This window comes from Piscinibacter lacus, from assembly GCF_016735685.1.
Taxonomy (GTDB): Bacteria; Pseudomonadota; Gammaproteobacteria; order Burkholderiales; family Burkholderiaceae_C; genus Aquariibacter; species Aquariibacter lacus.
In genome coordinates, this window is the sequence record NZ_JAERRA010000001.1 from 1,029,324 (window position 1) to 1,049,591 (window position 20,268).

Here is a 20,268-nt window from a genome sequence, read left to right on the forward strand (position 1 = left end):
GGCACCGCCCGGTGCAGCCCTCCCCCCATGCAAAGCCCGGGCCGCGCGCAGGCGGCCCGGCGGCGGCGCGCTCAGCCGCGCAGCGCCTCGCCCGCGGCGGCCACGGTGGCGGCGATGTCCCCGGCCGTGTGGGCCGCGCTGACGAAGCCGGCCTCGTAGAGCGCGGGCGCCAGGTAGACGCCGCGGTCCAGCATGCCGTGGAAGAAGGCATTGAAGCGCGGGCCGTCGGTGGCCATCACCTCGGTGTAGTTCTGCGGCAGGCCGCCGGGGTGGGCGCTGAAGTCCTGCTCGGGCTTGGGGAAGAAGAAGCCGAACATGCCGCCTTCGCAGTCGCCGACCATGGGCACGCCGGCCGCGCGGGCCGCGCCCGTCAGGCCTTCGACCAGCTCGCGCGTGCGCGCCGTCAGCGCCTCGAAGAAGCCCGGGCGCTGGATCAGCTTCAGCGTCGCCAGGCCGCAGGCGGTGGCCACCGGGTTGCCGCTGAGCGTGCCGGCCTGGTAGACCGGGCCCAGCGGCGCCAGCTTGCCCATCACCTCTTTCGAGCCCGCGAAGGCCGCCAGCGGCATGCCGCCGCCGATGACCTTGCCGAAGACGCTCACATCCGGCGCGAAGCCGGGCAGGGCCTTGGCATAGATCGACTGGGCGCTGCCGAGCGCCACGCGGAAGCCGCTCATCACCTCGTCGAAGACCAGCAGCGCGCCGTGCTGCGTGCACAGCCGCCGCATGGCCTGCACGAAGGGCAGGCTGGCGCGGACGAAGTTCATGTTGCCGGCGATGGGCTCGACCATCACGCAGGCGATCTCGGCGCCGTGCGCGGCGAAGGCGGCTTCCAGCGCGGCCACGTCGTTGTAGGGCAGCACGAGGGTGTGCTGCACCACCTCGGCCGGCACGCCGGCGCTGGTCGGGAAGCCGAAGGTCGCCAGGCCCGAGCCGGCCTTGACCAGCAGCGCATCGGCATGGCCGTGGTAGCAGCCCTCGAACTTGATCAGCTTGCTGCGGCCGGTGGCGCCGCGCGCCAGGCGGATGGCGGTCATCGCCGCCTCGGTGCCGCTGGAGACCAGGCGCACCTGCTCGGCGCTGGGCACGAGCTTGAGGATTTCCTCGGCCAGTTCGATCTCGCGCTCGGTCGGCGCGCCGTAGCTGAAGCCCTCCAGCACGGCGCGCTGCACGGCCTCGACCACCTCGGGGTGGCCGTGGCCCAGGATCATCGGACCCCAGGAGCCTATGTAGTCGATGTAGCGCTTGCCGTCGGCGTCGAAGATGTAGGCGCCCTGGGCCCGCTGGATGAAGCGCGGCGTGCCGCCCACCGCGCGGAAGGCGCGCACGGGCGAGTTCACGCCGCCGGGGATGACGCGCTGGGCGCGTTCGAAGAGTTCGGTGTTGCGGCTCATCGGATCCATCGGTTCAGAAGGGGCAGCGCGGCCGGTGGCATGCGGCGCCGCCGGCCGGCTGCTCGGTCTCAGTGCATGCGGCGCTTGGGCGGCGGCTCGCCATCGGCCGGCAGGCCGGGGCCTCGTGCGGGGGCAGTGTCTTCGCCCTCGGCCCCGGCTTCGCCTTCGGGGTCTTCCTCGGGCAGGGCCCAGAAGAAGCGGTCGGGCACGACGCCGCCCATGCCGGGGCGGAAGCCGGCATCGAGCGACTGGTCGAGGAAGTTCAGCGCCTCGCCCACCGCCAGGTGCAGGTCCTGGCCGGCGGCCAGCAGCGAGGCCAGGGCGGCCGACAGGGTGTCGCCGGCGCCGACGAAGCTGGTGTCGAAGCGCTCGAACTTCTCGCCGGTGATCGCGCCCTGCGGCGAGGCCAGCACGTTGTCCATCCAGCCTTCGCTGCCGGGCTCGCCGGGCTGGGCGCCGCGGCTGGGCGGCAGCGCGATGCCGGTCACCAGCACATAGGGCGTGCCCTTCTCGGCGGCGGCCACGGCCAGTTCGCGGGCCGAGGGCGCGCGCTCGTTGTCCCAGTCGGGCAGCAGCAGCTCGCCCAGGGCCTGCTGGCTGCCGACCAGCACCTCGGCGGCCGGCAGGATCAGGTCGCGGAAGCTCTCCAGGTAGGCCTGCAAGTCATCCTCGTCATCGAACCAGGTGATGGCCGGCAGGTGGGCGACCAGGGGCACGTCCGGGTAGTCGCTCAGCACCTCGGCGACAGCCGAGACGCCCTCGGCGCTGCCGAGGAAGCCGACCTTCCAGGCCGAGATCGTCACGTCCTCCAGGATGCTGCGGGCCTGCTCGACGATGGTGTCGGGCTCCAGGGCCTGGGATTCGAAGACCTCGGCCGTGTCGCGCATCAGGATGGCGGTGATCACCGGCAGCGGGTGCGCGCCCATGGCGGTGATGGTCGCGACGTCGCCGCCGCTGCCGCCGGCACCGCTGGCATCGGCGGCGTTGAAGCTCATCACGCAGGCCGGCGGGGCGTCGGGATCGGTCTCCCCCGGTGCGCCCGGCGCGTCGGGGGCCTCCGGGCTCGGGGGGGCCTCGAACTTGGGTCGGCTCATGGTGGACAGCGCGCCACGGGGCGCTTCAGGCAAGAAAAAAGCCGGCCTTGGGGCCGGCGGACAGGAAGACGGGCCGGCGGGCCGGAAGCCGGTCGAGGGGCCGTCGATACAATCAGGTTCGATTCATTGTAGTGAGCGACCAAGCGCCGTGAGCGACCCTCAAACCTGGATGTGCCTGATCTGCGGCTGGATGTACGACGAAGCCGCCGGTGACCCCGACCATGGCATTCCCCCCGGCACGCGCTGGGCCGATGTGCCGATGAACTGGGTCTGCCCCGAATGCGGGGCGCGCAAGGAAGATTTCGAGATGGTCCAGATCTGAGCGATCTCGGTCCCGCCGCAGCCTGAAGGTGCCGCGGCCCCGCCGGAGCGCGCCCCGCCCGGGCGCCTTCCTTCCCTCCCCCCGTCCCTCCGCCCGCCCATGAGCGGTTCGCCGCCGTCCGACGCCGTGCCGAATCCGGTCGATGCCCCCTGCTGGCTGGCGGTCGAGGCCGGTGGCCATGGCCTGCTGCTGCCTGTCGAGCAAGTGACGGCCGTCCACCGCTGGCAGGCGCCGCAGCCCCTGCCCTGGGGGCTGGCGACGGCCTGGCTGGGCCTCGTCGAGCTGGACGGCCAAGCCTGCCTGGGGCTGGACCTGGGCGCCTGGCTGGGCGGCCCGCCGCTGGCCGGCCGGGTGGCCGAGCCGGTCTGGCTGAGCCTGCGGGCGGCCGGCTCCGACGCGCGCTGTGCCTGGGCGCTGGACCGCGTGGCGGGCCTGCGCAGCGCCCCTGAGCTGCCCCTGGCCGCGCAGGCCGCACCCGGCCCCTGGCCGCCCTTTGCCGGCCCCTGCCATCGCGATGCCCAGGGCCGCGGCTGGCAGGTGATCTGGCCCGAACGCATGCTGACCGACCCCCGCTACCTGGAGATCGCCGCGTGAGCGAGCGTACGTCCCCCGCCGCAAGCCCGGGCATCCGTCGCCTGCCGCCGCCGCCGCGTCGCGCCCCGCGGCGCTTCTTCATGGGCCTGGCCGCCCTGGGCCTGATCGGCCTGCTGCTCTGCGCGGCCTTCGCGCTCAAGGGCCTGAACCTGCATGCCGACCTGCGGGTCGGCCTGGCCGAGTTGAGCGGCCGGGCCGAGGCCCTGCGCCTGCGCGTCGAGCGCGGCGAGGAAGAGGCCGCGCGGGCGGCCCTGGCCGAGCTGGGCCAGACCCTGGACCCGCTGCTGCGCCTGGGCCTGCGCGGCCCGCAGGCCCAGGCGCTGGAGCGCCTGCGCGGCCGCGCCGACCGGCTCTTTCCCGTGGCGCAAGCCGCGTCCGCCCCCGCCGTGCAGGCCGAGCCGGCGGCCTCCGATCCGCCGGCCGAGGCAGCCGCTGCCCCGGCACCGGCCAGCGGCGAGGCCGCCGCCAGCAGCCCGCTTGAGCCGCCGGCCCGCGTCGCCGAGACCAGCCCCCCGCCCGCCCGCGCCGAAGCGGCCTTGCCGCCTGCGCGGTCCATGGCGGACTTCCTCGCCGTGCTGCGCGCCGAGCGCTTGCGTGTGGAGGCCATGCCGCCGCTGCCCTCCGAGCTGCTGGCGCTGGCCCTGATCTCGTTGCTGCTCGTGCTGGGCGGCCTGGGCGGCCGCGGCGCCGCCATCGGCCGCGAGCAGACCGAGCGGGCCGACCGTGCCGAGGCCTTGCAGGTCGAAGCCGAGGACCGCGCCCTGGCCCTGCGCCAGTCCGCCCATGAAAACGATCTGGCCCTGCGCCGCCTGGCGCCGCTGCTTCAGGCCCTGGGTGAGGGCGACCTGAGCCGGGTTCCGCCCCGAGAAACCGAAGACCTGGCCAGCCGCCATGGGGCCCTGCTGGGCGAGGCCCTGGCCGAGCTGCGCCACCTGATCGCCCAGGTGCAGGAGGCGGCCGAGCGCGTGCTGCAGGGCCAGAGCCGCCTTCAGGCTGCGGTGGGCGGCTTGAAGGCGGGCGCCGACGAGCTGCACGCACTGCGCGCGGCGCAGGCCGCGCTGCATGCCCTGGACGGCCCGCTTGCCGCCCTGGGCGGCCCGGCCCGGGCCCTGCGCGAGTTGGTCCAGGCCTGGCCCGACACCCTGGCCGCCCTGCGTGCCCTGCTGGCGCGGCAGCAGGCGGCGGGCGAGCCGGCGCAGGCCCTGGTCCTGGCCCTGGAGGGTCTGCACGCCAGGCTGCAAGTGCTTCAGGCCGACCAGCAGGCGCTGAACGACTGGCGGGCCGAGGCCGGCCGGCTGGGCCTGAACGCCGCCCTGCAGATGGCCCAAGCCGCCGGGCGCCCTCCGGCCGCCCTGGCCCAGGACCTGCTCGAGGCCCTGGGCCGGGCCGACCGCCTGCTGCAACCCTGGCTGGACGCCCGCTCGGCCTTGAGCGCGCAAGTCGAGGCCCAGCTCGACCTGGCCCGCCGCCAGGCCCGCGCCCTGGGCGCCGAGCTGCCGGCGGACTTGCAGGCCCGGCTGCTCGCCAGCGAGGCCCTGGTCGCCGGCCTGCCCACCGATCTGGCCGAAGCCGCCAGCCCGGCGCAGCTTGAGCCGCTGCGCGAGGCCCTGGCCCGCAGCCTGCACGGCGCCGAGGCCCGCCAAGCCGAGCTGGACCAGGGCCTGCGCCTGATCCAGGACCTGGCCACCCAGGCTGAAGGCCTGCGGGCCGCAGTGACCCGCTTCCGGGCCCCCTGAAGCCGGTCGGCCCCGAGCCCATGATTCCCCGCCCCCCTGGCCTGCGCAGCCCGGAAGGTCACGAGCTTCAACAGGCGCTCGAACCGCTGTTCGAGCGCCTGCACGATCTGCTGGCCGGCTCGCTCGCCGGGCTCGACCCGGTCGAAGCGGCCTTGCTCTCGGCTGCCTTCGCCGAGCATGTGCAGCCCCTGCGCGAAGCGGGTGTTCCGGTGGCGGCCCGGCTGCTGGCCCTCCTGCCGCCCCTGCTCGACCCGGGCCTGCCGGCCGAGGCCCTGCCGCGCGCGGCCATGCAGCGCCTGGCCGAAGCCATCGACACTGGCTTGCTGCGCGAGGCGGCGGGCGACCCGCCGGCCAGCATCTGGCCGGCACTGGCCGAGGACGCGCTGCTGCGCGAGCTGCTGGCCCGCGCCGGCCAGGCCCTGCCCAGCCCGGCCGAATGGTGGTGCCCGCCGGAATCGGCCGATTGGCAGGCCCTGCCGACCCCCGCCGCAGCCCGGCCCCTGAAGCTGGATGCGACCACCTTGCAGGCCTTCGAGACGGCCGTGCTCGACGGCCTGCACCCCGGTGGCGCCCGCGCCGCGGCGGCCCCGCAGCGCTTGCAGGCCCTGTGTGCCGGCCTGGCCGCCGCCGCGCCCGAAGCGGCGGTGGGAAGCTGGCGCATGGCGGCCGCCACGATCGAGGCCGAGCGCTGCGGCCTGCTGGCGCCCGAAGCCCTGCCGCCGCGCCTGCCCTCGCGCCTGCTGTCGCAACTGCGCGCGGCGCTGCGCGGCCAGGGCGACACCGCGCCCGTGCCGGCCCTGCCGCCGGCCCTGGCCATCGAGCTGGGCTGGGCCTGCGTCAGCGCGGCCGATCCGCTGGGCGATGAGGCGCCCGAGCTTCAGGCCCTGCGCCGCGCGGCCGGCTGGTTGCCCTGGCACCCGGCCTTCCGGCCCTTGCCGACGATCCGGTCGGTGGCCGACTGGCTGCCGGCCGAGGCGCTCGACCTTCCCGCCCTGGCGCCGCAGGATGCCGCGGACGGCGACGCCTGGCCGGACGACACCCTGCCCATGCCGCTGGCCGAGGCCCCGGCCTTCGCCCCGGCCGTCGCACCCGCGCCGTCGGCCTGGGCCGAGGTGGACCTGGGCTTCGACCCCGAGCCCGAAGCCCCTGCCGAGTCGGACGAGGCGCTGGACGAGGCACTGCTCAAGCCCCTGCCGCGCGCTGCCGCGCTGCCGCCGCCCGCCTTCGGCTCGGCCTTGCCTGAGCTGAGCCTGGACCTGTCCGACCCGCTGCCCGAGGCGCAGGCCGAGCCGCCGGTGCCCCCGGCCGTCGCCGAGCCCCTGCCGGTCGCCCCGACGGCCGACGCGCCGCCGCCCGAAGCGCCGCAGGATGCGCCGCCCGAGGCGCTGGACGACGCGCCGAACCACGCACCGCCCGCGGCCCCAGCCGAAGCGCCGAATGACGCACTGCCCCAGGCCCCGGACGAAGCGCCGCCCCAGGCGCCGGACGATGCCGAAGCCCACCGCCAGATCGGCCCGCTGCGCCTGCCCATCGTCCGCTTCAACCAGTTCCTGCATGAGGCGGACGAATCCTCGCGCCGGCTGAACATGGCCCTGGCCGAGTGGGCCCATGCCGGCTGCGGGGCGCCGGGCGAGGAGGCTTTGCTGGCCGCCCGGCAGCTCGCCGACGAATCGGCCGCCCTGGGCCTGGACGAGCTGGCCGGCCTGGCCGCGCAACTGCTGGCCCTGGGCAGGCAGCTCGCCAGCCTGCCCGCCGACCGGGCCGGGCCGCGCGCCGAAGCCCTGGGCACGCCGGCCTTGCTGGTCGAGGCCGGCGAGCAGCTTCGCCATCTGCTGCATCAGTTCGCGGCCGGCTTCCTGCGCCATCCGCCGGCCGAGATGCGCGAGCGGCTGGACCGGCATCTCGCCGAGCTGCAAGCGCCCCTGCCGCCTGAGCTGCCGGCGGCCGAGGCCGGCCCCTCGGCCGAGGCGGGCGCTGTCTCTGCGGTCGAAGTGCGCCAGGACTGGATCGACTGGCCTACCTGGGCGGCCCGGGCCGGCACGCCGCAGCCCGCGGCCCCGGCCCTGGGTGCGGCACCCGCGCACGGCCCCCTGCTTGCCCTGGCGGCGCCCTTCGATGGCGTCGCCGCCGCCACCCAGGCCCTGGCGGCGGCCCAGCGGCAACTGGCCGGGCTGCTGGCCGGGCCGGGCTCGGTCCTGGATCCCGCCTTGCGCCAGCCGATCCAAGCCGCCTTGCAAGCCAGTCAGCGCGCCCTGCACGCCCAGGCCGGTGCGATCGAGCGCCTGGAGCAGGCCCTGGACACCGCCCGTCGCATGCCCTTCGCCGAATGGGCCGAGGCCTTGCGCGCGCCGGTCGAGGCCGCGGCCCAGGCCCTGGGCAAGCCGATGCGCTTCAGCATCGACGGCGGATCGGACCGGGTCGAGCCCCAGGCCCTGGCCCGCTGGCAAGCTTGGGTCCAGCGCCTGCTGCTGCAAGCGCTGGAGACCGGCCTCGAAGCGCCCCTGGTGCGTGCAGCCGCCGGCAAGCCGCCGGTCGGCACGGTGCTGCTGAGCTGGAGCCGCCGCGGCGCGCACGAGGCCGAGCTGATGGTGGGCGACGACGGCGCCGGCCTGCCCGATCCGGCGCTTGACGCCCTGGCCGACCCGATCCGGGCCCTGGGCCTGAGCCTGCATGTCGAGACCCTGCGCGGCGCCGGCCGCCGCATGACGCTGCGCGGGCCTTGCAGCTTGCCGACCGGGCCCTGGCTGGGCCTGCGCCTGGCGGGCGGGTTGCGGCTGGCGCTGCCCGCGGACCGGATGTCAGCGGCCCAGGATGCCGTGCCGGCCGCCTGGCGCCTGCTTGCCTCGGGCTGCCCGCTGATGTGGCAGGGGCGGCGGCTGCCGGCCCTGGGCCTGGGCGAGGTGGTCCCGGCGGACCGGCTGACGCTTCCCGATCGGCCGCAGATGCTGGCCGTGCAGGCCCCGGTCGGCGAGGGCCTGCTGGCCCTGGAGGTCGCGCCGGTGGCGGTGCAGGCCCTGCAGCAGCCGCTGCCGGCGGGGCTGTCGCGCTGGCCCGAGGCCCTGGGCCTGGGCCGCGATGCCGAGGGCGGCCTGTGGCTGCGGCTCGACCCCGCCGCCATGCGGCGGCTGGATCAGCCCCCGCCGGCGTAATCCAGGCTGCGCCAGGCGTTGAAGACAGCCACCGCCACGGCATTGCTCAGGTTCAGGCTGCGCTGGCCGGGCCTCATCGGCAGCCGCAGGCGCTGATCGGCCGGCAGGCTGTCGCGCAGGGCGGGCGGCAGGCCGGCGCTTTCGCTGCCGAAGACGAGGCAGTCGCCCGCCTGCCAGCGCGGCGCGTCGAAGCGCCGTTGCGCGCGGGTGGTGAAGGCGAAGAGCCGGTCCGGGTCGGGTTGCTCGGCGGTCAGGAAGGCGGCCCAGTCGCGGTGCACCTGCACGGGCGCGTACTCGTGGTAATCCAGGCCGGCGCGCTGAAGCTGGCGGTCGTCCATCGAAAAGCCCAGTGGCTCGATCAGGTGCAGCGCGCAGCCGGTGTTGGCCGCCAGGCGGATGACATTGCCGGTGTTCGGGGGAATCTCCGGCGCGACGAGGACGATGCGGAACATGGCCGGAGTGTCGCCGCCGCTTCAGGCCGGGCCGCCTGCGCCGGGCTCGGGCGTGCGTGCCAGCACCCAGGCCTGCACCGGCTCCAGGCCGGCGGCGTGCAGGCTGCGGCAGGCCTCGGCCAGGGTGGCGCCGGTGGTGATGACATCGTCGACCAGCACCGGCAGGTGCCGGCGCAGCCGGGGCAGGGCCTCGGGCCGGACGAGGAAGGCGCCGCGCACATTGGCCGCCCGGGCGGCGCGGTCCAGGCCGCGCTGCGAGGGATGGTCGATCACCCGTAGCAGCAGGTCCTCGCCCAGCGCCAGGCCGAAGCGCCGCGCCAGGCCGCGCGCCAGCAGGCTGGCCTGGTTGTAGCCGCGCTCGCGCAGGCGGGCGGCCGAAAGCGGCATGGGCAGCAGCAGCGGCGGCGCCGGCCCGGGGAGGGGCTGGCCGTCGAGCACCCCGGCCAGGGCGTCGACCAGGGTGGGCGCCAGGTCCAGCGCGGCCTCGAACTTGAAGGCGGCGATCAGCCGGTCCCAGGGCGGCGCATAGTCCACCGCCACGTGCAGCCCGGCCCAGGGCGGCGGCTGGCGCAGGCAGCTTCCACAGCGCGCGGCCTGCGGCGTCACCGTACCCGCACCCGGACGGCCGCAGCCGGCGCAGCGCCACGCCGGCCGCCCCTGCGCCGCCCGGCAGGCCGGGCAGAGCCGGCCGCAGCGCCCCAGGGCCGCCCCGCGGCAGACGGCGCAGCGCGTGGGCCAGCCCGCCAGGCGCAGGCCCGGGGCTTGCTGGAGCAGGGGGGTGTCGGGCATGGCCGGCGGGGCGGAAGGGGGGCTTCCTATACTGCGCCGCCTTGCGCTGCCCGGGGGTCCCGCATCGGAGCGGGGCACTGGCCACATCCCGCCGCCGTCCCGGCCCTGCCGCGCCTGTCCTGCCTGCCGTCCTCGATGTCTCCCGCCCCGTCCCCCGCGCTTCCCGATCCGGCTTCGCCCGATCCGCTGGCCGTGCAGGCGCACTGGCGGCGCGCTGCGCGCCAGGCCGAGGCGCCCTGGCTGCATGGCGAGGTGGCCCGCCGCATGGGCGAGCGCCTGGGCTGGATCAAGCGCCAGCCGGCCCAGGTGCTGGAGATCGGCGGCTGGCTGGGCGCCGGCCGCGCGGTGCTGCGCGGGGCCTATCCCAAGGCGCGGCTGACGGCGGTGGAGCCGACCGAAGCGCTGCGCGCGCGCCGCGCCGCCCTCATCGAGCGCCGCTGGTGGCGCTGGCTGGACCGCGGGCCCGAGGAAACCGTGCACCGGATCGCGGCCGATGCGCCCCTGCCAGGCCCGGTGGACCTGGTCTGGTCCAACCTGGGCCTGCACTGGTCGGCCGACCCGCAGGCGGACTTCAGCCGCTGGCGGGCCGCGCTGGCGCCCGAGGGCTTCCTGATGTTCTCCGCCTTCGGCCCGGACACCTTGCGCGAGCTGAGCGCCCTCTACCGCAGCCTGGGCTGGGCGCCGCCCGCGCACCGCTACATCGACATGCACGATCTCGGCGACGCGCTGCTGCACGCCGGCCTGGCCGATCCGGTCATGGACATGGACACCCTGAGCCTGGCCTGGCGCGAACCCGCCGACCTGCTGCGCGAGCTGCGCAGCCTGGGCGGCAACGCCTGCCGCGAGCGACCGGCCGGCTGCCGCACGCCACGCTGGCGGGCGCGGCTCGAAGCCCTGCTCGCCGAGCGGCTGCGCGGGCCGGACGGCCGGCTGCAACTGAGCTTCGAGATCGTCCAGGGCCATGCCTTCCAGGCCTTGCCGCGGCCGGTTCGTGGCGCGCTTGCGACGGTCTCCGTCGATCAGCTCCGTGCGAGCGCCCGGCGGACCGGCCGGCCGCCGGGCAGCGATTGAGTCTGGCAAACAGGCTCGGCTAGAATCCGCGCGCCTTTGAACTAGGGGTGGGTTTGACCCCAGCCACGAGGCTGCTGTGCAGAGGAGTGGTTGGAGATGTCGTCAGCGTCGGGTCCTGCAAGCGTGCCGCCGAAGTCCTTGCGATTCGGTCGCCTCTACACCGGAAGCGGGCCTGCTGGCGAAGAATCGGGGACCGCGTCGGGCTGGGCGGCCGAGTGGGTGCTGAAGCGGAATTGCTCTTTGCGGCCGGGCCAGTTGCTGGTGTTCTACCTGTCGCTGTGCCTGGTGTCCCTGCTGATCGCCGGCTACTTCTGGCGGCAGGGCGCCCGGCCGGTGATGGTGTTTGCCGGCATAGAGTTGCTGGTGGTGGGTCTGGCGATGCTGGCCTATGCGCGACATGCGGGCGACCGCGAGCGTGTGGAGCTGGCCGCGGGACGCCTGACGGTCGAGTGGCAGCACGGTGCCCGGTCGGGGCGCATGGAATTTGCCGCGGAGTCGGTGCGGATCGACGATGGCGGGCCCGGTCGGGCCCTGATCGGTCTCTCGGCCCTGGGGCGTGAAGTGAAGGTGGGGCGTCATGTGCGCCCCGAGCTGCGCAGGCAGCTTGCAGAAGAGCTGAAAGCCACACTTCGGTGGGGCACGGGTTGGTCCGGTGCAAACTTGGGCTGAGGTCGTGGGTGGGACAGTGGAAGCGAGCAGGAAGATGACGATCGAAGCGATGTGGGATGCCGCGCGTCGGCAGATGGTCCGGGCCACGGTCGGGGCGTCGATGGCCCTGGGCAGCGGCATGGCGATGGCCCAGGCCGGTGACCTGCCGGGCGGACCCAAGGTCAATCAGCTTGACCTGCATGAGCCGGTCACCTCGATCGCCTCGCAGCAGTACGACCTGCACATCCTGATGCTGATCATCTGTTCGGTGATCTTCATCGCGGTCTTCGGCGTGATGTTCTATTCGGTGTTCAAGCACCGCAAGAGCCTGGGCGCCAAGCCGGCCAACTTCCACGAGAGCACCACGGTCGAGATCATCTGGACGATCGTGCCCTTCCTGATCGTGATCGGCATGGCCCTGCCGGCCACCAAGATCGTGGTCGCGATGAAGGACACCACCAATGCCGACCTGACCATCAAGGCCACCGGCTACCAGTGGAAGTGGGGCTACGACTACCTCAAGGGCGAAGGTGAAGGCATCAGCTTCCTGTCGACCCTGGACAACCGCCAGCGCGTGATGTCCGACACCGGCAAGCCGGAGGGCGACAACTACCTGCTGCAAGTCGACAACCCGCTGGTCGTGCCGGTCAACAAGAAGGTCCGCATCGTCACCACGGCCAATGACGTGATCCATGCCTGGATGGTGCCGGCCTTCGGCGTCAAGCAAGACGCGATCCCCGGCTTTGTGCGCGACACCTGGTTCAAGGCTGAAAAGACCGGCGACTTCTACGGTCAGTGCGCCGAGCTGTGCGGCAAGGAACACGCTTACATGCCGATCCACGTCAAGGTGGTCAGCGAAGAGGAATACACCGCCTGGGTCGACGGCAAGATGAAGGCCGCTGCGGCCAAGGCCGACGATCCGGCCAAGGTCTGGGAAATCGCCGACCTGGCGGCCCGTGGCGAGAAGATCTACGCCGCCAACTGCGTCGCCTGCCACGGTGCCGGCGGTGAGGGCGGTGTCGGCAAGAAGCTTGATGGCTCTGCCCTGGTCCTGGATGCAGACGCTGCCAAGCAGATCGAGGTGATGCTTAAGGGTGCAGGCAACGGCTTGATGCCGGCGTGGCCGCAGCTCTCGGACACTGAGATTGCCGCCGTGATCACCTACACCAAGAACAAATGGTCGAACCAGACTGGCCAGGTTGTCCAACCTGCTGCCATCCTGGCCGCCCGTCAGTAATCCCGCCCGCCGTTAGAGAGGTATTCGATGAGCGCAGTACTCGATTCCCACGGTCACGCCCACGGGCATGATGACCATGCCCACGACCATCCGCACGGCTGGCGGCGCTGGGTCTTCGCGACCAACCACAAGGACATCGGCACCCTGTACCTGCTGTTCAGCTTCACGATGCTGATGATCGGCGGCGTGCTGGCCCTGGGCATCCGCGCCGAGCTGTTCCAGCCCGGCCTGCAACTGGTGAACCCCGAGCTGTTCAACCAGTTCACCACCATGCACGGCCTGATCATGGTGTTCGGCGCGATCATGCCGGCCTTCGTCGGCTTCGCGAACTGGATGATTCCGCTGCAGATCGGCGCCTCCGACATGGCCTTCGCGCGGATGAACAACTTCAGCTTCTGGCTGATGATCCCCGCAGCGCTGATGCTGGTTGGCTCCTTCTTCATGCCGGGCGGCGCCCCGGCGGCCGGCTGGACGCTGTATGCCCCGCTGACCCTCCAGATGGGCCCCTCGATGGATGCCGGCATCTTCGCGATGCACATCCTCGGTGCCTCGTCGATCATGGGTTCGATCAACATCATCGTCACCATCCTCAATATGCGTGCCCCCGGCATGACGCTGATGAAGATGCCGATGTTTGCCTGGACCTGGCTGATCACCGCCTACCTGCTGATCGCGGTCATGCCCGTGCTGGCTGGCGCGATCACCATGACGCTGACGGATCGCCACTTCGGCACCAGCTTCTTCAACCCGGCGGGCGGCGGCGACCCGGTGATGTACCAGCACATCTTCTGGTTCTTCGGTCACCCCGAGGTCTACATCATGATCCTGCCGGCCTTCGGCATCGTGAGCCAGATCGTCCCGGCCTTCGCCCGCAAGAAGCTGTTCGGCTACACCTCGATGGTCTACGCGACCGCGTCGATCGCCATCCTGTCCTTCATCGTGTGGGCCCACCACATGTTCACGACGGGCATGCCGGTCACCGGCCAGCTGTTCTTCATGTACGCGACCATGCTGATCTCCATCCCGACCGGGGTGAAGGTCTTCAACTGGATCGCGACGATGTGGAAGGGCTCGATGACCTTCGAGACCCCGATGCTGTTCGCCGTCGGCTTCATCTTCGTGTTCACGATGGGCGGCTTCACCGGCCTGATCCTCTCGGTCGCGCCGATCGACATCCAGCTGCAGGACACCTACTACGTCGTGGCCCACTTCCACTACGTGCTGGTCGCCGGTTCGCTGTACGCGATGTTCGCCGGCTATTACTACTGGGCGCCCAAGTGGACGGGTGTGATGTATTCGGAGACGCGCGGCAAGATCCACTTCTGGGGCTCGCTGATCTTCTTCAACGTCACCTTCTTCCCGATGCACTTCCTGGGTCTGGCCGGCATGCCGCGTCGCTACGCCGACTACCCCATGCAGTTCGCCGACTTCAACATGCTGGCTTCGATCGGCGCCTTCGGCTTCGGTCTGATGCAGGTCTACTTCTTCATCTTCATCGTGCTGCCCGGCATGATGGGTAAGGGTGAGAAGGCGCCGCAGAAGCCCTGGGAAGCCGCTGAAGGCCTGGAGTGGGAAGTGCCGTCGCCGGCCCCCTTCCACACCTTCGAGAACCCGCCGAAGCTGGACGCCACCGCGACCCGCGTGATCGGCTGATCTGCACACGATCCCGAGGACCGATCCGATGGCTGCCGCTCCGCAGGACCCCAGGCAACGCAAGAGCAATCTGCGTCTGGGCTTGATCCTCGCCTCCGTGGCGGCGGCCTTCGCGATCGGCTTCGCAGCCAAGATCGTGATGCTCGGGGGCTGACGCAGCATGGCCTCCGACAAGACACCGGCCCGCGCGGGCTTCCTGGCCGCGCTGCGCGCGGACAACCTGCGCATGCTGGGCAAGCTCGCCCTCGTGGCCGGCCTGATGTTCGGTTTCGGCTATGCGCTGGTGCCGGTCTACAAGGCCATCTGCACGGCGCTCGGCATCAACGTGCTGACCCTGGCCGAGCAGAATGCGGCGGGCCACCGGGCCAAGGCGCCTCCGCCCAACAGCCAGATCGACCGCGCCCGTACCATCACGGTCGAGTTCGACGCCAACGCCCGCGGGCCCTGGGAGTTCAAGCCGGCCATCCGCTCGATGGACGTGCATCCGGGTGAACTCGTCACGGTGATGTACGAGTTCCAGAATGTGCAGAACCGGACCATGGCCGCCCAGGCCATCCCCAGCTACGCGCCCAAGCAGGCCACCGCGCATTTCAACAAGCTGGAGTGCTTCTGCTTCAGCGAATACGTCCTGAAGCCGGGCGAGCGCAAGCAGTGGCCGGTGGTGTTCTACATCGATCCCAAGCTGCCGCGCGACGTCCGCACCATCACGCTGAGCTACACCTTCTTCGAAGTGGGCGGCAAGGTCCCGGCCGCGCCCGCGGGCGGTGGTCTTCAAGGTCGTGCACCGGCTCAGGCCCTGAGCCTGCTGGCCCTCGCGTCCGAACACCTGGACGTGCAGCCGTGGTGAAGCCCGAAGACACCCTCCCGGACCGTTCGCTGCGCGCCGCGGCCCAGCGCCGGGGTTCCTTCGTCCAGACGGCCAAGGCCGTGGCCTGGTCCTTCTTCGGTGTTCGCCGTTCCAAGGACCAGGAGCAGGACCTGAGTACGATCAATCCCCTGCATGTCATCGTCGCTGGCATCGTCGGCGGGCTGATCTTCGTGATCGCCCTTGTGGTGCTGGTGCGCGCCATCGTCGGCAGCGGTGCAGCGGCTTGATCGGAGAGAGATTGTTTGAGAGGAAGAGCGTCAAGCGGCAGCCGCCGCTGACGGGGAAAGAAGACTGAGTCAGGAGAAAAGATGTCGGCAAGCAGCCACGGGCAGACGCCCTACTACTACGTGCCCGGACCGTCGCGCCATCCGGCGATGGCCGCGTTCGGCCTGTTCTTCGTGATCCTCGGCGCAGGCCAGTGGGTCAACGGCTCGTCCTGGGCGCCGTATGCGGTGGCCTTCGGCCTGCTGTGGTGGGCCGTCGTGCTCAAGCAGTGGTTCGGCGACGCGATCCGCGAGAGCCAGGGCGGCCTCTACAGCGACCGCATCGACGTGTCCTTCCGCTGGAGCATGAGCTGGTTCATCTTCAGCGAGGTGATGTTCTTCGCGGCCTTCTTCGGTGCGCTGTACTGGGCTCGCATGCACGCCCTGCCCAACCTGGGCAGTTTGGAGGGTGCGCTGCTGTGGCCCGACTTCAAGGCCGCCTGGCCGAGCGCGGTTCCCGGCGCCACCGGCGCGCCGGCCGATCTGGTCGAGCCCTTCAAGACCATGGGCCCGTGGCCGATCCCGACGATCAACACCGCGCTGCTGCTGACCTCCGGCGTGACGCTGACTATCGCCCACCACGCGCTGCGCGAAGGCCACCGTGCCAAGACCATCCTGTGGATGTGGGCCACCGTGCTGCTGGGCATCGTGTTCCTGGGCTTCCAGGCCTACGAATACATGCACGCCTATGCCGACCTGAACCTCAAGCTCACCAGCGGCGTCTACGGCTCGACCTTCTTCATGCTGACCGGCTTCCATGGCTTCCACGTCTTCGTGGGCATGCTGATGCTGCTGTTCATCACCCTGCGCTTGCAGAAGGGTCATTTCACGCCCGATCGTCACTTCGGCTTTGAAGGCGCGGCCTGGTACTGGCACTTCGTCGACGTCGTCTGGCTCGGCCTGTACATCGTCATCTACTGGTTCTGAGGCGGCTTGCGGATCGCGTCCTGCGCGATTCCGCCGCAGCAGCAAGAAGGGGCGCCGCGCGGCGCCCCTTTTTCTTGCAGACCCGTGGCCCAAGCCACGGAACCTGCTGCGGTTTCAGGGACTCAGGGGCAAGCCGGTCGGGCGGATCCAGCCCATCTGGTAGCCGATGAGGATGCACAGGAAGAGCGCCACCGACAGGCCGATGCGCCACGTGAGCGCACGGGCCATGCGGCTGGTCTTGGGCTTGCCGTCCCGCCCCTCCCGGAGCATGGCGTGACCGGCGCTGGCCAGCGCGATGAGGATGCCGATGAAGGCGACGACGATCAGGAATTTCATGCCGGCACTTTAGGCCATCGCCCCGCTACCTGCCGGCGGCTCCCTCCATCAGCCCCGAGCGATCACGCCCCTGCTTCCTTCCGTCGCCGCGCTTCGACCCATGTCCGCCCCGTCCGCTCCGCCTGCCTCCCGTCGCGCGCGCCTCGTCGTCACCGTGGCGGCGGTGCTGGCTTTTGCCCTGACGGCCCGACTCGGCGTCTGGCAGCTCGACCGCGCCGATCAGAAGCTCGCCCTGCGCACCGCCGTCGAGCAAGCCGAGGCCCAGCCGCCGCTGGATGCAGCCGGCCTGCTGCCCGGCCCGGACGCGCTGGCCACGCAGTTGCACCGCCACGTGGTGGTCGAGGGCCGCTGGTTGCCCGAGCACACCGTCTTCCTGGAAAACCGGCAGATGGACGGCCAGCCCGGTTTCTTCGTGCTGACGCCGCTGCTGCTGCCGTCTGGCGACGCGCTCGTCATCCAGCGCGGCTGGGCGCCGCGGCACCGCCTCGACCGCAGCCTCACACCCGAAGCGCCGCTGCCCGAAGGCCCCGTCCGCCTGCTGGGACGCATGGCCCCGCCCCCGGCCCGGTTGGTCAGCCTGGGCGACGAGGCCGGCGGGGCGCTTCGGCAGAATCTCGACCTTGCCGAGCATGCCCGCGCCACCGGCCTCGCCCTGCGGCCCTACACCCTTTACCAGCTTGACGAGGCAGCCTCGCCCCAGGACGGCCTGCGCCGCGACTGGCCCCGACCGGCGGTCGGCGTCGACAAGCATCACGGCTATGCCTTCCAGTGGTTTGCGCTGGCAGGTCTCATTTGGGTTCTCTATGTCTGGTTCCAGATCCTCCGACCCCGCCGCCGCCGCTGAGTCGCCCCGGCCCGAGCCCCTGAGCTTCGCCGTGCATGCCCTGGACGTGCCCCAGGCAGAGGCCGCGCGGGCGCGCAGCGGCCGACTCAAGATGCTGGCTGTGCTGCTCGTCTGCGCGGCGCCGGTCATCGCGTCCTACCTCACCTACTACGTCATCCGGCCCGAGGGGCGGATGAACACGGGCGAGCTGATCGAGCCGCAGCGGCCCATCCCGCCGGCAGCCGACCTGCCCCTGAGCACCCTGGCCGGCGAGCCGGTACGGCCCGAGTCGCTGCAGCAGCAATGGTTGCTGATCGCCGTCGGCGGCGGCGCCTGCGATGCACGCTGCGAGCGCCAGCTCTACTTGCAGCGCCAGTTGCGCGAGACCCTGGGCCGCGACAAGGACCGGGTCGACCGCGTCTGGCTGATCGACGATGCCGAGCCGGCCCGCGAGGTGCTGCTGCCTGCGCTGGAGGGCGCCCATGTGCTGCGCGCGCCGGCCGAAGCCCTGAACACCTGGCTGCCGGCCGCTGCCGGCCAGTCGCCCCGCGCGCACTTCTTCCTGGTCGACCCGCTGGGCAACCTGATGCTGCGCTTCCCGGTCGATGCCGACCCGTCCAAGGTCAAGCGCGACCTGGAGCGCCTGCTGCGCGCCTCCAAGAGCTGGGACCGCGCCGGTCGCTGAGCCGCAGGAGCCACGCATGGACACCGTCGATCTCGTGAACTGGTCGCCGCTGGCGCAGATGGCCGGCCTCGGCTTGCTGATTGCCGGCCTGCCGCTCGCCTGGGTGGCCTGGCGTCACCGCAAGGGCGGTCCGGAGGCCCGGCGCCGCGCCCTGGTCTGGGTCACCCTCTTCCTGACCTTCGACCTGGTGCTGTTCGGCGCCTTCACCCGACTGACCGATTCCGGCCTGGGTTGCCCCGACTGGCCGGGTTGCTATGGCGAGGCCAGCCCCCTTGGCGCACGCGCCGAAATCGATGCCGAGCAGAGCCTGCGGCCCGATGGCCCGGTCACCCTCCGCAAGGCCTGGATCGAGATGATCCATCGCTACCTGGCCACCGGCGTCGGCGTGCTGATCATCGCGATCACCGTGGGCCAGGTCCGCGCCTGGCGCGCACAGCGTGGCCGCGGCGGGCCGGCTGAGGGCGAGACCGCCGCCCAGCCCCTGCTGGCGCTTTTCACCCTGGCTTGGGTCTGCCTGCAGGGTGCCTTCGGCGCCTGGACGGTCACGCTCAAGCTCTACCCCGCGATCGTCACCGCCCACCTGCTCGGTGGCCTGACCCTGCTCGGCCTGCTGACCGCGCTGGCGGCCGGGCCGGAGCGCGCCCGCTGGCTGCCGCTGGCTAGCCCGGGCCTGCGGGCCGCCCTGTGGGGCCTGCTGGCCCTGGCCGTGGTCCAGATCAGCCTGGGCGGGTGGGTCAGCACCAACTACGCCGTGCTGGCCTGCACCGACTTCCCGACCTGCCAGGGACGCTGGTGGCCGGCCATGGATTTCGAGCACGGCTTCGCGATCTTCCGGCCGCTGGGCACCGGCAAGGACGGCGATTGGCTGCCCTTCGAGGCCCTGACCGCCATCCACGTCACCCACCGCCTGGGTGCCCTGGTGGTGCTGGGCGCCATGCTGGCAACGGCCCTGATGCTGTTCCGGCGCGGTCCTGAACTGCGCCCGGCGGCGGCCAGCCTGGCCGGCCTGGCGGCCTGGCAGCTCGCGTCCGGCGTGTCCAATGTCGTGCTCGGCTGGCCGCTGCTGGCGGCGGTGGCCCACACCGGGGGCGCGGCGGTGCTCATCATGGTGCTGCTGCGGACCTTGTTGCGCCTGAGCCCGGGCCGCTCGCCGGCTGAAGTGGCCGGGCCTGCGGTCCATCCGGTCCGGGATATGGCCCGCGCTCCCTAGAATCGCGGGTTCGCTCCTGTCCCATCGGCCTGCTGCCGGCGGGGCGCCCCCGGCCCTGCATCGACCTCCCCGAGTCCCTGTGTCCACCCCGCTTTCCGCATCTGCGCTGCCGGCGCCTCCGGCCCGCTGGCGCCAGTTCATGGCGCTGACCAAGCCGCGGGTGGTGCAGCTCATCGTCTTCTGCGCGCTGATCGGCATGCTGCTGGCCATCCCGGGCTGGCCCGGCGCCCGGGGCTGGCAGCGCGTGCTGCTGGCTTCGGTCGGCATCTGGCTGGTGGCCAGCGCGGCGGCCGTCTTCAACTGCATGGTCGAGCAGACCATCGATTCGAAGATGAAGCGCACCGCCTGGCGTGCGACCGCCAAGGGCGAGCTGGGCGTGGCCCAGACCCTCAGCTTCGCCACCGTGCTGTGCGCGGCCGGCATGGCCCTGCTGTGGTTCGAGGTGAATCCCCTGACCGCCTGGCTGACCTTCGCCACCTTCGTCGGCTACGCCATCGTCTACACAGTGGTGCTCAAGCCCATGACGCCGCAGAACATCGTGATCGGCGGCGCCTCGGGCGCGATGCCGCCGGTGCTGGGTTGGGCGGCAATCCGCGGCGAAGTCGGCCCCGAGTCGCTCATCCTCTGCCTGATCATCTTCCTCTGGACGCCGCCGCACTTCTGGGCCCTGGCCCTCTACCGGGTCGAGGACTACGCCCGCGCCGGCCTGCCCATGCTGCCGGTCACCCATGGCAGCGAGTTCACCCGGCTGCAAATCTGGCTCTACACCCTGGTGCTGTTCGCGGCCACGCTGCTGCCCTTCGTCTCGCGCATGAGCAGTTGGCTCTACCTGGCGGCGGCCGTCGCGCTGGGCCTGCGTTTCTGCCAGTACGCCTGGCGCCTGAAGCAGGCCTACAGCGAGCCGCTGGCCCGCGCCACCTTCCGCTTCTCGATCTGGCACCTGTCGCTGCTGTTCGCCGCGTTGCTGCTCGATCACTACCTCAAGCCGCTCTGGCTGGCTTGAGCGGCCTGTGCCCTTGC

At 72.0% G+C, this 20,268-nt stretch carries 21 protein-coding genes; 16 read left to right on the top strand and 5 right to left on the bottom strand.

The window, feature by feature from the left end; all coding sequences use genetic code 11:
• Window positions 1-71 precede the first annotated feature (71 nt).
• Window positions 72-1,391 (bottom strand): glutamate-1-semialdehyde 2,1-aminomutase, encoded by a 1,320-nt coding sequence (gene hemL / locus JI742_RS04730; RefSeq protein ID WP_201824407.1) that lies wholly within the window; start codon window positions 1,389-1,391, stop codon window positions 72-74.
• Between the two features lie 68 nt (window positions 1,392-1,459).
• Window positions 1,460-2,485: a bifunctional hydroxymethylpyrimidine kinase/phosphomethylpyrimidine kinase gene (thiD, locus tag JI742_RS04735; RefSeq protein WP_236676784.1), complete on the bottom strand. Its 1,026-nt coding sequence runs from the start codon at window positions 2,483-2,485 to the stop codon at window positions 1,460-1,462.
• Between the two features lie 169 nt (window positions 2,486-2,654).
• On the opposite strand from thiD, the gene JI742_RS04740 reads away from it, so the two are divergent.
• The 4 genes from JI742_RS04740 to JI742_RS04755 all read left to right on the top strand — a co-directional run bounded on the left by JI742_RS04740 (window position 2,655) and on the right by JI742_RS04755 (window position 8,286).
• The gene (locus JI742_RS04740) at window positions 2,655-2,807 is read left to right on the top strand and encodes a rubredoxin (RefSeq protein WP_182665027.1); all 153 of its coding nucleotides are present in this window, start codon (window positions 2,655-2,657) and stop codon (window positions 2,805-2,807) included.
• A 99-nt stretch (window positions 2,808-2,906) separates the two neighbouring features.
• Complete coding sequence (locus JI742_RS04745) at window positions 2,907-3,401, top strand: chemotaxis protein CheW (RefSeq protein ID WP_201824410.1); 495 nt, start codon at window positions 2,907-2,909, stop codon at window positions 3,399-3,401.
• The gene (locus JI742_RS04750; protein ID WP_201824411.1) at window positions 3,398-5,137 is read left to right on the top strand and encodes a hypothetical protein; all 1,740 of its coding nucleotides are present in this window, start codon (window positions 3,398-3,400) and stop codon (window positions 5,135-5,137) included. The genes JI742_RS04745 and JI742_RS04750 overlap by 4 nt, the downstream gene beginning before the upstream one ends.
• Window positions 5,138-5,157: 20 nt before the next feature.
• Window positions 5,158-8,286, top strand: coding sequence for a hypothetical protein (locus JI742_RS04755; protein ID WP_201824412.1), 3,129 nt, complete (start codon window positions 5,158-5,160; stop codon window positions 8,284-8,286).
• On the opposite strand, the gene JI742_RS04760 is transcribed toward JI742_RS04755, so the two are convergent.
• Together JI742_RS04760 and JI742_RS04765 are read right to left on the bottom strand one after the other, a co-directional pair.
• A complete protein-coding gene (locus JI742_RS04760) occupies window positions 8,268-8,738 on the bottom strand; it encodes a tRNA (cytidine(34)-2'-O)-methyltransferase (protein ID WP_201824413.1) in 471 nt (156 codons plus the stop codon). The two genes, JI742_RS04755 and JI742_RS04760, sit on opposite strands and share 19 nt — an antisense overlap.
• A 21-nt stretch (window positions 8,739-8,759) precedes the next feature.
• Window positions 8,760-9,527: a ComF family protein gene (locus tag JI742_RS04765; RefSeq protein WP_201824414.1), complete on the bottom strand. Its 768-nt coding sequence runs from the start codon at window positions 9,525-9,527 to the stop codon at window positions 8,760-8,762.
• Window positions 9,528-9,662: 135 nt separating this feature from the next.
• Here JI742_RS04765 and JI742_RS04770 point away from each other — a divergent pair, with 135 nt between their 5' ends.
• The 8 genes from JI742_RS04770 to JI742_RS04800 all read left to right on the top strand — a co-directional run bounded on the left by JI742_RS04770 (window position 9,663) and on the right by JI742_RS04800 (window position 16,194).
• Window positions 9,663-10,598, top strand: coding sequence for a methyltransferase domain-containing protein (locus JI742_RS04770; protein ID WP_201824415.1), 936 nt, complete (start codon window positions 9,663-9,665; stop codon window positions 10,596-10,598).
• A 123-nt stretch (window positions 10,599-10,721) separates the two neighbouring features.
• The gene (locus JI742_RS04775) at window positions 10,722-11,267 is read left to right on the top strand and encodes a DUF2244 domain-containing protein (RefSeq protein WP_350309625.1); all 546 of its coding nucleotides are present in this window, start codon (window positions 10,722-10,724) and stop codon (window positions 11,265-11,267) included.
• Window positions 11,268-11,367: 100 nt separating this feature from the next.
• Window positions 11,368-12,483, top strand: a complete 1,116-nt coding sequence (gene coxB / locus JI742_RS04780) for a cytochrome c oxidase subunit II (protein WP_236676925.1) — start codon at window positions 11,368-11,370, stop codon at window positions 12,481-12,483.
• Between the two features lie 27 nt (window positions 12,484-12,510).
• The gene (gene ctaD / locus JI742_RS04785) at window positions 12,511-14,136 is read left to right on the top strand and encodes a cytochrome c oxidase subunit I (RefSeq protein WP_201824418.1); all 1,626 of its coding nucleotides are present in this window, start codon (window positions 12,511-12,513) and stop codon (window positions 14,134-14,136) included.
• 28 nt (window positions 14,137-14,164) lie between these two features.
• Complete coding sequence (locus JI742_RS13855; RefSeq protein ID WP_236676785.1) at window positions 14,165-14,290, top strand: cytochrome oxidase small assembly protein; 126 nt, start codon at window positions 14,165-14,167, stop codon at window positions 14,288-14,290.
• A gap of 6 nt (window positions 14,291-14,296) precedes the next feature.
• The gene (locus tag JI742_RS04790) at window positions 14,297-14,983 is read left to right on the top strand and encodes a cytochrome c oxidase assembly protein (protein ID WP_201824420.1); all 687 of its coding nucleotides are present in this window, start codon (window positions 14,297-14,299) and stop codon (window positions 14,981-14,983) included.
• Entirely contained in the window at window positions 14,977-15,231 is a 255-nt protein-coding gene (locus JI742_RS04795) for a DUF2970 domain-containing protein (protein ID WP_350309626.1), read from the top strand. Before JI742_RS04790 ends, JI742_RS04795 begins: the two co-directional genes overlap by 7 nt.
• Before the next feature lie 81 nt (window positions 15,232-15,312).
• Window positions 15,313-16,194 (top strand): cytochrome c oxidase subunit 3, encoded by an 882-nt coding sequence (locus JI742_RS04800; RefSeq protein ID WP_201824422.1) that lies wholly within the window; start codon window positions 15,313-15,315, stop codon window positions 16,192-16,194.
• 114 nt (window positions 16,195-16,308) lie between these two features.
• Here JI742_RS04800 and JI742_RS04805 read toward each other — a convergent pair whose 3' ends face one another.
• Window positions 16,309-16,530 carry a twin transmembrane helix small protein gene (locus JI742_RS04805; protein WP_201824424.1) on the bottom strand — a complete coding sequence of 74 codons (222 nt, stop codon included), beginning with the start codon at window positions 16,528-16,530 and terminating at the stop codon, window positions 16,309-16,311.
• 100 nt (window positions 16,531-16,630) lie between these two features.
• Here JI742_RS04805 and JI742_RS04810 point away from each other — a divergent pair, with 100 nt between their 5' ends.
• The 4 genes from JI742_RS04810 to cyoE all read left to right on the top strand — a co-directional run bounded on the left by JI742_RS04810 (window position 16,631) and on the right by cyoE (window position 20,251).
• Complete coding sequence (locus tag JI742_RS04810; protein ID WP_201824425.1) at window positions 16,631-17,374, top strand: SURF1 family protein; 744 nt, start codon at window positions 16,631-16,633, stop codon at window positions 17,372-17,374.
• Window positions 17,375-17,405: 31 nt separating this feature from the next.
• Window positions 17,406-18,038 (top strand): SCO family protein, encoded by a 633-nt coding sequence (locus JI742_RS04815; RefSeq protein WP_434057630.1) that lies wholly within the window; start codon window positions 17,406-17,408, stop codon window positions 18,036-18,038.
• Window positions 18,039-18,054: 16 nt separating this feature from the next.
• Window positions 18,055-19,248, top strand: coding sequence for a COX15/CtaA family protein (locus JI742_RS04820; RefSeq protein WP_201824430.1), 1,194 nt, complete (start codon window positions 18,055-18,057; stop codon window positions 19,246-19,248).
• A gap of 79 nt (window positions 19,249-19,327) precedes the next feature.
• On the top strand, window positions 19,328-20,251 hold the full coding sequence (cyoE, locus tag JI742_RS04825; RefSeq protein WP_201824431.1) for a heme o synthase: 924 nt from the start codon (window positions 19,328-19,330) through the stop codon (window positions 20,249-20,251).
• Window positions 20,252-20,268 lie beyond the last annotated feature (17 nt).

Coding starts and splice junctions, on each gene's coding strand:
- JI742_RS04755 (WP_201824412.1), top strand. CDS start 5,158: ATGATTCCCCGCCCCCCTGGCCTGCGCAGCCCGGAAGGTCACGAGCTT.
- thiD (WP_236676784.1), bottom strand. CDS start 2,485: ATGAGCCGACCCAAGTTCGAGGCCCCCCCGAGCCCGGAGGCCCCCGAC.
- JI742_RS04810 (WP_201824425.1), top strand. CDS start 16,631: ATGTCCGCCCCGTCCGCTCCGCCTGCCTCCCGTCGCGCGCGCCTCGTC.
- hemL (WP_201824407.1), bottom strand. CDS start 1,391: ATGAGCCGCAACACCGAACTCTTCGAACGCGCCCAGCGCGTCATCCCC.
- JI742_RS04770 (WP_201824415.1), top strand. CDS start 9,663: ATGTCTCCCGCCCCGTCCCCCGCGCTTCCCGATCCGGCTTCGCCCGAT.
- JI742_RS13855 (WP_236676785.1), top strand. CDS start 14,165: ATGGCTGCCGCTCCGCAGGACCCCAGGCAACGCAAGAGCAATCTGCGT.
- JI742_RS04800 (WP_201824422.1), top strand. CDS start 15,313: ATGTCGGCAAGCAGCCACGGGCAGACGCCCTACTACTACGTGCCCGGA.
- JI742_RS04745 (WP_201824410.1), top strand. CDS start 2,907: ATGAGCGGTTCGCCGCCGTCCGACGCCGTGCCGAATCCGGTCGATGCC.
- JI742_RS04740 (WP_182665027.1), top strand. CDS start 2,655: ATGTGCCTGATCTGCGGCTGGATGTACGACGAAGCCGCCGGTGACCCC.
- ctaD (WP_201824418.1), top strand. CDS start 12,511: ATGAGCGCAGTACTCGATTCCCACGGTCACGCCCACGGGCATGATGAC.
- JI742_RS04790 (WP_201824420.1), top strand. CDS start 14,297: ATGGCCTCCGACAAGACACCGGCCCGCGCGGGCTTCCTGGCCGCGCTG.
- JI742_RS04760 (WP_201824413.1), bottom strand. CDS start 8,738: ATGTTCCGCATCGTCCTCGTCGCGCCGGAGATTCCCCCGAACACCGGC.
- coxB (WP_236676925.1), top strand. CDS start 11,368: ATGGCCCTGGGCAGCGGCATGGCGATGGCCCAGGCCGGTGACCTGCCG.
- JI742_RS04820 (WP_201824430.1), top strand. CDS start 18,055: ATGGACACCGTCGATCTCGTGAACTGGTCGCCGCTGGCGCAGATGGCC.
- JI742_RS04805 (WP_201824424.1), bottom strand. CDS start 16,530: ATGAAATTCCTGATCGTCGTCGCCTTCATCGGCATCCTCATCGCGCTG.
- JI742_RS04765 (WP_201824414.1), bottom strand. CDS start 9,527: ATGCCCGACACCCCCCTGCTCCAGCAAGCCCCGGGCCTGCGCCTGGCG.